The organism is Marisediminitalea lipolytica, assembly GCF_001758465.1.
Taxonomy (GTDB): domain Bacteria; phylum Pseudomonadota; class Gammaproteobacteria; order Enterobacterales; family Alteromonadaceae; genus Alteromonas; species Alteromonas lipolytica.
On record NZ_MJIC01000014.1, the window covers coordinates 696,118 to 707,731 of the forward strand.

The window sequence follows — 11,614 nt, forward strand, 5'->3', positions numbered from 1 at the left end:
CCAATGCAGATAGATACCATGGCAGGTGCCCAGGCGCTGGCAACAGAGTTTAAACAGGTTTACCAACAAATTCAGGCCGAAGTTGGCAAGATGATTGTGGGTCAGCGCGATGTGGTAGATGGTGTGTTAACAGCCCTGATGGCCGGCGGGCATGTATTGCTTGAAGGGGTACCAGGGCTGGGTAAAACCATGCTGGTCAGCACCATAAGTCAGGCTGTCAGCCTTAACTTTAGTCGCATTCAGTTTACGCCAGATATGATGCCCGCAGACATTGTGGGTACCTCAGTACTGACCGAAAGTGCGAATGGCGGCCATGAACTTACTTTTCAGCAAGGGCCCATTGTGTCTAATTTAGTGTTGGCCGACGAAATTAACCGCGCCACGCCGAAAACCCAGTCGGCACTGCTTGAAGTGATGCAGGAGAAGCAGCTAACCGTTGGTCGCTCCACGCTTAAAATGCCAGAGCCATTCTGCGTAATGGCCACGCAAAACCCGGTTGATCAGGAAGGCACGTATCCGTTACCTGAAGCACAACTGGATCGTTTTTTAGTTAAGCTGGTGGTGGGTTATCCCACCGAGGCTGACTATCACACTATCATCGACCGCACCACCAGTGGCGAGCATATATCAATAAATCCGGTTACCAACGCAGAGACATTGTGTCGCTTGCGACACGTTGTACGCGAAGTGCCAGTGCCTCAGGCGGCAAAAACCTATGCTATACGTCTGGTCATGGCAACTCAGCCTGGCAGTGATTATGCAACGTCTACTGTAAATGAGAACGTCGCCCTTGGCGCTTCGCCGCGCGGGATCCAGAGCCTGATGCTGGCCGCTAAGGTTCAGGCATTACTGAATGATCGCTTTGCAGTGATCTGCGAAGATATCCAAAAGGTGGCATTACCGGTTTTACGCCATCGTATTGTGACCAACTTTAAAGCACAGGCTCAGGGCATAAGCGGTGACGATATCGTTGGCGAAATCCTTGATACCCTTGGCATACCGGATCTGCTTTAGGTAAACTGCCTGGCAGTGCTCATGTCGTTATGAGCTCGCATGGACGATAACATCAGGTTAAGAATGCAGTACAGGGAGTTGTTAACGTGAGCATCCGCATGAAATTAAAACTGCTTTCACAGCTCCACCGCTCCATGTTTGGCCAGATGCTGGTGCTGTCGCTGGTGTTTGTTATTGGCGTGGTTTACTACATTGCCATTTCGCCCATCATTGGTGTGGAAGTAGTGAGCCAGGATCCGGTGGATTACACCGTCGAGAAAGTCCGTCAGGAACTGCGTTCGTTTATTGATATTCAGCTTAACGCAGACAAGCCCGCTTCAGAATATCAGTATTCTCCGGCCATGGCCGAAATAGTAAGTAACAACCCGAATTTTCAGTATTATCTGATTGCCGGAACACAACATTATGGCAACGTGGATGCGCCCGCGTATTACCAAAAATATCAATTAGACGACCTTCTCGCCCTGAATCAAAAAATCAACCTGGACAGGCTCTGTACTAATTTTTACGAAGTCATTAATGAAGATGCTGGTGATGGCTATGTGCAGTTTAATGCTTGTTCTGGCCAGTATTATTACCTCGAGTTTTATGGCTTAACCACACCCGTCGTGCCGCCACAGACCTCTTATCTGGACTATTATCAACGCCATTTGTGGGGCGGTGGCCGCGACCTGCTGCTTTCAGCCATTGGCGTCATGTTTATTACTGGCTTTATTCTGTTATACAACCTGCGTTCAATTAAAAAGCTGGCCAATCTGGCTTATTCGTTTAATCCGAAAAAACTGCATCAAAAGCTGCCTGAAAATGGTTTGCCCAACGAAGTGTTACCTTTGGTTCAGGCGGTCAATAATATGATTGCCCGGGTCGATGAAACCCAGCAAAAGCATAATTTCTTTTTATCGACAGCCGCTCATGAGATGCGTACGCCGTTAACGGTATTACGCACCCGGCTGGAAATGCTTGATGAAGGTAAAGTCAAAGACAAGCTGGTGGATGATGTCCGCCGGTTAATCAATCTGGTAAATCAGCTGTTGCGACTGATGCGTATTGGCGGACCAAAAAGTCTCGATAGCCAGGTTGACGTTGCTGAGTGTTGTCGGCGAGTCGTTGCTGAACGGCAGATAGTCGCAGCGCAGAGCGGTGTGGAGCTGGCTTTTACCCAACAAACCGAAACTTACGTGATCACCGGTGATCAGGGGTTACTGGAAGTTGCTGTTGCTAACCTGGTCGACAACGCGGTGTCTTTCTCACAAGCCGGAGATAAAGTCGAACTCACTTTGCATAGAGAAGGTAAGTTAACCGTTAGCGACAGCGGTCCGGGGATCCCCGATGATAAGCTGGATGCGCTGTTTGAACCTTTTGCCAAATTTCCGCCAAACCGCAATGGGCATGGCCTGGGACTGGCAATTGTTAAAGCCATTACGGCACTGCATGAAGCCGAAGTCAGTGTGCAAAACCGTCCGGAGGGGGGCGCTATTTTTACTATCTCCTTCAAATCGCCATCCCTGTAATTAAACATTTCTTATTTGATTAATCTCAAGTGCATGTTTTATAGAAACAAATAGCTGTTGACCTCAGCCATACCTGAGGTTTTATTATGGCTATATAATTTGCACACATTCACGATGCTACAATCATCAACCAAGGAGTTTATTATGGACAAGCGAAATGCATTGGTAACGGGCGGTGCGCGCGGTATTGGCGCAGCAACGGTTACTTCACTGGCGGCAGAGGGTTACCGCGTCTTTATTAATTATGTAAACAGTGCCGAAGCGGCCGAAGCGCTTGCGCAAAGTATTATAGCTGGTGGTGGTGAAGCGGTGACGGTTCAGGCCGATGTGCGGGACGATGCGCAGGTAGAAGCCATGTTTAACACTATTAATGGCGAATTTGGTGGTATTGATGTGTTGGTATCTAATGCCAACATGAACTTTACGCCCAAACCTTTTCTTGAACAAAGCTGGGATGAATTTGCCCAGAAGCTGAATGATGAAATGCATGCCTCTTACATTACAGCGCAGCACGCGGCAAAAAGCATGAAAGAAAAGCAGTTTGGCCGTTTGATTTTTATTTCCAGCACCTTATCAGAAGCTCCTGCACCCAGCTTTCTGGCCCATGGTACAGCTAAAGGCGCACTGGATAGCTTTAATAAATATTTGGCCCAGGAACTGGGGCCTTATGGGATCACATCTAATGTGGTAGCGCCCGGACTGGTGCTGACAGATGCCACTAAGCAAGCGCCCGAAGAGTTTAAGGAGTTTATTCGCAGCATGACGCCTAACCAGCGTATCGCGCTGCCAGAGGATGTGGCGAGTACGGTTCGTTTTCTGGCCAGTGAAGCTGCGCTGCACATTACAGGGACTTATGTACCGGTTTGCGGTGGCGCTTACCTTCCTTAGGGTTGCATAGATTCTGCAGGATTAAAAAAGAAGCCTGGCAATTTGCCAGGCTTAAAAATAACCAGCAGAGCCGGTCCAGGGTTTCATGTGGTTGGGATGTTTTGCAACGAGATAACCCCGCAAACATTGCAAAACAGACAAACAGGTAAAAGGGATATCAGGCCTTAGCGGATCTTATTGCCGTAAACATCCCAAACTTCAACCGGACCAAAATTAAGCGCCCGGATCTCATCTTCAATCAGGGCTAAATCGCCCACGACAACCCAGATCATTTGCTCCGGTAAGTATGTTTGTTTAGCCTGCGCAATAACCTGTTCGCGAGTGACTGCCGCGAGTCTTTGTGTTGTGCCTTCAACCCGTGTATAGGGCAGATCGTACATATCTGCATTAATCATTGCCCCCATAAAAGCGCCGTTATTCGTGTAGTTTTGCGGCACCGAGTAAATGAGTGTGGCCTTATCCCGTTCCAGTTCTTGCCTGGTAACCGGCAATGAGGTCACGTACTCAGTGATTTCACGTTTGATTTCGGTCATGGCTGCTGCGGTTTTATCGGCCTGCACAGTGCCACTGGCAGTAAACAGGCGTTCACCATGAGGTGCATTGTCGATGCCTGCACCAAACCCATAGGCCCAGCCTTTGTCTTCGCGCAAGTTCATATTTAAACGGCTGTTAAAGCCGCCGCCTAGCGCTGCATCCATTAAAACCTCTGTAGCGGCGGTTTCTTTATTAAATGGCGTAACGACATGGCCTGCCATAATGCTACTCTGAACCGTGCCCGGTGCATCAACCAGAATAACCCGGGCTGCGGGAGCAGGGGCTTTTGCAATGGTTGTCAGTGGGTGAGCGCTGCCAGCCTGCCAGTCACCAAAGTGGCGTTCTGCCAGCTCTGTAGCCTGTTCGAGGGTAATATCACCAATCATGTACAGGGTCGCATTTGCCGGTGTAATTTCGCTGTCGTGAAAAGCCCGTATATCGTCCAGCGTAAGTGATTTTGCGGTCGTTTTAGCGGTGATTTGGCCAAAGGGGTGATCTGCACCCCATAACGCTTTGGCATAAACCTTACCGGCCGCACGAATGGGTTCCATTTCGTAGCGGCTGTAACCCGCGTCGATACTGCTGAGGTACTGATTAAATTCGTTTTGTGGGTAAGTCGGGTGTCTTACAATTTCGGCTGCCAGAGCAAATCCCTCGTCCATAACCTCGGCCAGGCCACCCCAGTTAACGCTGCTTCCCCAGGTGCCAGCGCCGCCTTGTACGGCAATGCTTAACTTATCCATCTGCGCAGCCAGTTCGCTCATAGAATAGTTTTTGGTGCCGTTGGTCAGCATGCTAAAGGCTTTACTGGCAGTACCTCTGTGGTAATAGGTATCGGCCAGCGTGCCGGTGCTAAATTGCAGGCTTACATCAATTAATGGCAGCGAAGGGCGGTTGGCAACAACCAGCTTCATGCCATTTGCCAGCGTAGCCGTTGCAATAGGCGGCATGGTTACTTTGCCGGTAAATGCTTCAGCTTGTGGCATTTTGCTCCGATCCACCTGACTAGCCATGGGCTGGGTTTCTGGCTCAGGCAGTAGCTGAATTTCGTAATAGGGTTTGGCTAACCATTTTTGCGCAACCTTGCGAATGTCCTGTGGCGTTGCCGCGCTAATGATTTTGCGTTGAGTGTTCACAAAGAGTGGATCACCATGATGAACGTAACCGTCAATCAGCTGACTACCAATGGCGTGGTTACTTTCCATGGCGCGCAGCAGAGACACTTCACCGCCCAGATAGATTGACTGCAGTTCTTCCGCTGACGGCCCCTTGGCAAAATAACTCTGCATCAGTTCGTCGGTCAGGCGAATGACTTCGTTCAGGTCGGCACTGGGCTTTAAGGCGATATCCAAAGAAAACGTACTGTTGATATCGTAGGCATCCACGTAGGCCGATACCCCGCTGGCCAGCTGTTTTTCATCAACCAGTACGCGGTTGAGCGGTGCATTTTTATGCCCGGCCAGCGTACGGCTTACCAGCTTCATCAGCACAGTATCCTTGCTGCTGTTATTTGGCAGCGGCCAGGTTCGTTTAAGACTGATATAGGGGACTTTATCGTAAATGATGTCACGCTTTATGCTGTCAAGATCCGGCAGCCACTGATCGATTTTTGCCATAGGGTGGCCTGCGGGGACATCAGAAAAATAATGGGCAACTTTTTGTTTTGCCTCATCCAGGGTGATATCACCAGACAACACCAACACCGCATTAGAAGCACCGTACGCATCTTTAAACCACTGTTTTACGTCATCAAGAGTGGCATTGTCCAGGTCCTCCATAGAACCAATAGGACTGTGGTCATAGGGGTGACCCGGCGGATAAAAATTTTCCACGAAACGGTCGTAGATCCGAGCTTCCGGTCCTAACTGACCCTGACGTTTTTCGTTTTTTACCACCGCGCGTTGTTCATCGAGTACGTTCTGGGTAATGCTTTCGCCCAGATAGCCCATGCGATCCGATTCCATCCACAAGGCAACGTCGATGGCATTACTGGGCACAGTCTGGTAGTAATTAGTGCGATCCAGCGTTGTGGTGCCATTCATTCCTACAGCGCCTACCTGATCCAATGGCAGAAAGTATTCGCTCTCGCGATTTACCGTGCTTTGAAACATCAGATGTTCAAAGAGATGGGCAAAACCGGTTTTGCCCTGAGGTTCGTTTTTCGAGCCGACCTTATACCAGACGCCAACAAAAACATTGGGCGTGCTGTGGTCACTGTGCACAATGGTTGTCAGGCCATTGGGTAAGGTAAACATCTCGTAACCGATGTTGATTTTCTCAAAGGCGACTGATGAAGATTGTTCAACAGGCAGCGAATTAACGGCGCAGGCAGACAGGCCACAGACCGCTGCAATGCTTAAGGATAAGGCCAGTGTTGTAAAGGATTTCAACGAGACACTCCGGGTCTTTTCGATGTAATGCAATCATTTATACACACTTACCTTGCACGAGCCTTGCACAAGTATTAATCACACGAATTGAACAATATTTGCGCCGTGCAAGGTTGGTGTAAGTTTTATGGTGTGAAATGGACCACATAAGCCAAACTTTTTGCAGGAAACGCAGGCAAACTGATGTCGGTACAGCCACAACCCCTTACACAGCAGCTCAACAGACTGGCGGCCAGAGGCCGACGGCGACTGCTGCAGGTAATTTGGTTTAAGGCAAATCGACAAGCCATAGCCAATGCGTTACTCAGCTTACCGATAATGCCGTTAACAGCACTTATACTGGCTGAAGCTACAGGCGTTTCGACTGGTTCTACTATGTCACTGGCGTTACTGATGCTGGTGATAGCGTTGGTCGTATACGCGTTAAGCGTTGCGCTTAAGTTGCTGAATACACCGGTCTCCCGTAGCCAGAGTCTGGCAGTGTTTGATGAGGCAATGAAAAGCCAGCAACGAATCGTCACGGCTGATGAATTTTTGCAGCAACCGGTTACCAGTGGGTTTCAGGTAGCCGCCATTAACGATGCCAGTGCCACGGTTGATCAGGCACTGAACTTTCGGTTTAAGCCACTTACAGGGTGGTGGAGCGGTGTGTCAGGGTACGCATACTCCGTAGCGGCTTTGGCTTGCATAGTTTTGATAAGCCATTTTTTTATGGAGCCTGCAGGCACAAAATTGCCAGCATCGGTAGCTAACGATGGCTCCTCGCTGACTACACCCCGGCAAACAAACGAGGCAACGCTAGCAGCACAAAACCAGGCGCAATCAGGCGCCACGCGTGACAACAGTCAACCAGAACCAACGACTATAACACCCAGCGCCAGCCCTCGGTTGATGGCAAACACGATGCAGGTACCTAACGACACCTTATCTGCGCAATCGGCTAAAACCAATGCCACTGCCGGGGCCGCTGCTGGTAACACAAAGCAAGATGATTCGCCGTCAAGTTCCGGTACCAGCGGCTCTTCAGGTGCTTCCAGCGGTTCGCCGAAGTCGGCCAGTCGTCAGAACAAAGCGTCGTCTGGTAAACCAGAAGCGCCATCTGATACCGCGCAATCCATGGCCCAGCGCCAGTCAGCAGCCGTTATGAATAATGGTGAACCGGCTAGCGGCAGCCCGGCGGCAGCGGGCGAGAATGCGGCTCAACAACAGGATGAGTCGGCGGATTCAGAGCAAAATGATGCAACACAACCGTCTGGTTCTGCGGCTGACGATTCGCCCGCAAGTGGAGATAATGACTCAGCGGCGCCGGCCAGTACGCCAGCAAAAGCCGCGGCCAAAGCGGCGAAACCGGCAACTGAGGCTCGTAAAGGTCAGCAACAACAGCAACAAAATCAGAGTGGTAATCAGAGTAATCGCAACAGTCAGAATAGCGGTAATCAGGCAGGCGATGACGGTAAGAAACAATCCCGTGGCATCGGTGGCCTGATGTTAAGTGTGCCCATGGCAGATCAATTCATTGGTACACAAGGGCCCGGTCCACAGCAGCAAAAAACGCAGCAAACAACACCTGAAAAGCAAATCAGTGAACAGCCTGAGGCTCAGGCGCGAGGCCATGCTAGTGGCAATACCGGTCAGCATAGTCTGAGCCAGGAAGAGGCCTGGGAGAAACGCTTATTACAGGGCTTCTATAAGCGTGGCGACAACCCACAAACTAATCAGAATAAGAAAACCAGGGGGCAAGATTAATCATGCAAGCAAACTTAGTGGTAACCAGCCAGGACAATGTTTTCTTTTGTGAGCACTTTGCGGCTATCCGCAGCGAAGTGGCTAACATGATGGTCGGTCAGCAAGCGGTGATTGATGGTGTGCTTACGGCATTGTGTGCCGGCGGGCATGTTCTGCTTGAGGGTGTGCCTGGCCTGGGTAAAACCATGCTCATCAGCACCATCAGTAAAGCGGTTAATCTGCCGTTTTCACGTATTCAGTTTACCCCGGACATGATGCCTGCTGATATTCAGGGTTCCTCAGTACTCAGCGAAACCGCCGGTGGTGGCCATGAGCTGACATTTCAGCCGGGGCCGATTATGTCTAATCTGGTACTGGCTGATGAAATTAACCGGGCAACGCCGAAGACCCAGTCAGCCCTGCTTGAAGTGATGCAGGAAAAGCAGGTTACCGTTGGCCGTAAAACCTTTAAGCTCGACGAGCCGTTTTGTGTTATGGCTACCCAAAACCCGGTAGATCAGGAAGGGACCTATCCGCTGCCGGAGGCGCAACTGGACCGTTTTCTGTTTAAACTGGTGGTAGGTTACCCCACCGAACAGGATTACCACACCATTATTGACCGCACCACCAGTGGCGAAGAAGTGGTGGTATCGCCGGTTGCCAGCGGTGAGATCTTAAATCAAATGCGTCAGATTGTACGCCGCATGCCGGTATCCGAAGAAGCAAAAACTTTTGCTATTCGTCTGGTCATGGGAACGCAGCCCGGCAGTCAGTACGCTACCGACAGTGTAAACCAGTACGTTGCACTGGGGTCTTCGCCCCGTGGAATTCAAAGCCTCATGCTGGCAGGGAAGGTAAACGCCCTGCTTAATCAGCGTAGCGCTGTAAGTGCCGATGATATTCGGGCCGTAGCCCTGCCAGTATTACGCCATCGCATGGTGCTTAATTTTAAAGCCCAGGCGTCTGCTGTAGCAGCAGACGACCTTATCATTACGTTGGTGTAAGGCAATTCAACGTGGCGCTTAATCTAAACACGCTGTTTGATTACGAATATCTGGCCCAGGTCCAGCAACTGAGTCTGCGCATTGCCCAGGCTGGCAAGGGGGGCCGACTGGCAGAACAAAAAACCAGCGCGCGTGGCCAGGGGCTTGAGTTTGCCGATTTTAAACCTTATGTGGCTGGCGATGATTTACGTGCCATCGACTGGAATATTTATCGCCGTTTAGGACGGGTATTCGTCAGAGTTTTTGAAGAAAAGCAGGATATGCCGGTGTATTTTCTGCAGGATGCCTCAGCCAGTATGTTTTACGAAACGACGCCGCGGATCGTGCCAGCATTACGCGCCACATTAGGTCTGGCGGCCATTGCGCTGGCACAACATGATTCAGTGAGCCTGATGCCCTTTGGCCGCAACCTCGATATTCAGGTAAAAGGCCTCAATGGTAAAAATAACCTGCTGCAATTTGCCCGGGTGCTGGCCGAATGCGAAAGTCAGGCAGCCACTTCACTGACCACTGCCATAAAGACCTTAGCTAACCTGAATCTGCGTAAAGGACTGGTGGTGATCGTGTCGGACTTTTTTGATAACGACGGCCTGCAAAAAGTATTAGCTGCAATGGCCAATCTGCCCCATAAAGTGTTACTGGTGCAAATTACTCAGCCCTGGGATGCGCAGCCAGAGTTAATGCCAGAATGGCAGGGCGAGCTGCAAATACAGGATTGTGAAACCGGTGCCGAAGTAGCGGTTTCGCCAACGCCGGATGTACTCAAAGCGTACAAACAGGTATACCAGCAATTCAACCAGGATTTGTTAAAAGCGGCACAGGCCCAGGGGGCCGGTTTGTTGCAACTGGATGCCAGTCAGCCGGTGTTGCCTCAGCTGGCCGGATTATTTGCGCAGGGAGGGCTTAACCTGTGAGCTTTGGTTTATTCTCTGGGGTAACGGTATTGCTGGGCGCGTTGGCTCTGGCTGGCGTGTTGTTTGGATTACAATTTCTGCGACCCAGAGTCAAAGTGGTACAGGTAGCCACCGCACTGTTCTGGCAGCAGGCACAGCAACAAGCGCCGTTGAGAACCCTGTGGCAACGATTCAGATATCCCCTGGCATGGCTGCTGTCGGTCATCATTGCGCTGGCAATCTGGCTTGCTTTGGCAGGTATTCAAAGTTCCGCCAATTCATCTGCTGAACGCCATATTTATTATCTGGATGGCTCCGTTTCTATGCAGGTTGGCAAGCGCTTTAGCAACGCCCGTACAAGGTTAATTAACGATTTGGAACAAAACCCAGGCGCTGCGCAAGAAGTGTGGTTTGGCGGTGTTACGCCCTCATTGATTGCCGGTGAAGATGCCAGTGCTGCGCTTATTAAAGCGCGCCTCGAAAGCCTTACTCCACAATCCACGCTCACCGCAATCAGTGAATTTGCCCGCCGTATGGCGGTGTTAAACCAGCAAAAATCAATCGTTATTGCCTATTATGGCATGCCTTTGCGCGCTTCCCAATTTGCACGGCTGCCCCAAAATGTAAAGCTGATTCAAAGGTTTACGGCACCAGCCGTAGCTAGCAATTGGGGCATAGTCAACTTTGGCTATCGCGCTGCTGCCAGTGGTGATCCGCAACGGGTGGATGTGATTATCGAAATAACCGGTGATACAGCCGGAAGTACAGTGCCAGAGCTTAGCATTGACCTTGATGGTACCCCTTTTACTTTGGCGTCAGCTGAGCGAATTGCCGACAATACCTGGCTGTTAAGTAATCTGGCGCTTACCGATAGCCCAGGAAAGTTAAGCGTCAGACTACATTCTGATGATGATTTTGCCGCCGATAATTCAGCCACGCTGACGTTACCAGCCATGCCACGGATAACCGTTTATACAGGTGAAGGCGTGCCTTTGGCAATGAGCCGGCTGGTTAACCTAACACCACGTTTGACGGCCGTTGCACAAAACGCGCAGGTGGCCGTTTGTCTGGCTGAAGATGAAAACTGTTTCGCCCAGGGGCTGACACACTTTCTTTTTGCTAAAGATGCCGGGCAAGAGGGCATAGTGTACAAGGCTGATTCTACTGCGGCGAAGTTGGCAATCAGTCAGCTTTGGCAAAGGCAGGGCTGGACCGCGGAGCAGTCACTGGCGGCTTTATCGGTTAACGAAGGTGAGCAGCGCTCGGTGTTATTCAGCCTGGCTGCATACGAGGCCCTCAGCAAAAATCAGGACAGACGCTTGCCCGGTTTGCTGGTTCATTCTCTTTACTGGCTTACTCCTGTCGCCGCGGCCAGTGAATTTGCCGCGGTTGGCGAGCCCTTGCCTACGTTAAGTGAAAGTCCGCTACCGCTATCGGTAGGTGAAATGATAATGCCTGAACATGCTGAAATTTCGGTGTCGCTGTTAAACCGCACCGTTACCGACAGTATGACGCAGCCGTCTGTGACAGAAATTCCGTCAGCTACAGTCAACACGCACCAGATCATCTGGCCCTGGCTTATCCTGCTGGCGCTGTTTTTAGTTTTAGCTGAATGGCTGGCAATTGTGCGTGGACGCTTACCCTAGGGAGTAATG

The 11,614-nt window shown here is 50.7% G+C and carries 8 protein-coding genes; 7 read left to right on the forward strand and 1 reads right to left on the reverse strand.

Translation table 11 applies throughout. The annotated features are described in order from the left end of the window. Window positions 1-3 precede the first annotated feature (3 nt). From BFC17_RS14095 to BFC17_RS14105, 3 genes are all read left to right on the forward strand, one after another. Window positions 4-1,014 (forward strand): AAA family ATPase, encoded by a 1,011-nt coding sequence (locus BFC17_RS14095; protein ID WP_070177097.1) that lies wholly within the window; start codon window positions 4-6, stop codon window positions 1,012-1,014. A gap of 98 nt (window positions 1,015-1,112) precedes the next feature. Then, window positions 1,113-2,525, forward strand: coding sequence for a sensor histidine kinase (locus BFC17_RS14100; protein ID WP_070177098.1), 1,413 nt, complete (start codon window positions 1,113-1,115; stop codon window positions 2,523-2,525). Between the two features lie 144 nt (window positions 2,526-2,669). After that, on the forward strand, window positions 2,670-3,413 hold the full coding sequence (locus tag BFC17_RS14105; RefSeq protein ID WP_070177099.1) for an SDR family NAD(P)-dependent oxidoreductase: 744 nt from the start codon (window positions 2,670-2,672) through the stop codon (window positions 3,411-3,413). Between the two features lie 164 nt (window positions 3,414-3,577). On the opposite strand, the gene BFC17_RS14110 is transcribed toward BFC17_RS14105, so the two are convergent. Next, window positions 3,578-6,337, reverse strand: coding sequence for a M16 family metallopeptidase (locus BFC17_RS14110; RefSeq protein WP_083271744.1), 2,760 nt, complete (start codon window positions 6,335-6,337; stop codon window positions 3,578-3,580). 183 nt (window positions 6,338-6,520) lie between these two features. Between BFC17_RS14110 and BFC17_RS14115 the strand changes: the two genes are divergently transcribed. The 4 genes from BFC17_RS14115 to BFC17_RS14130 are packed head-to-tail and all read left to right on the forward strand — an operon-like array spanning window position 6,521 to window position 11,605. Continuing rightward, entirely contained in the window at window positions 6,521-8,083 is a 1,563-nt protein-coding gene (locus BFC17_RS14115; RefSeq protein WP_070177100.1) for a hypothetical protein, read from the forward strand. Between the two features lie 2 nt (window positions 8,084-8,085). After that, on the forward strand, window positions 8,086-9,066 hold the full coding sequence (locus tag BFC17_RS14120; RefSeq protein ID WP_070177101.1) for an AAA family ATPase: 981 nt from the start codon (window positions 8,086-8,088) through the stop codon (window positions 9,064-9,066). Window positions 9,067-9,077: 11 nt separating this feature from the next. Then, window positions 9,078-9,980, forward strand: coding sequence for a DUF58 domain-containing protein (locus BFC17_RS14125; protein ID WP_070177102.1), 903 nt, complete (start codon window positions 9,078-9,080; stop codon window positions 9,978-9,980). After that, a complete protein-coding gene (locus BFC17_RS14130) occupies window positions 9,977-11,605 on the forward strand; it encodes a BatA domain-containing protein (protein WP_070177103.1) in 1,629 nt (542 codons plus the stop codon). Before BFC17_RS14125 ends, BFC17_RS14130 begins: the two co-directional genes overlap by 4 nt. Window positions 11,606-11,614 lie beyond the last annotated feature (9 nt).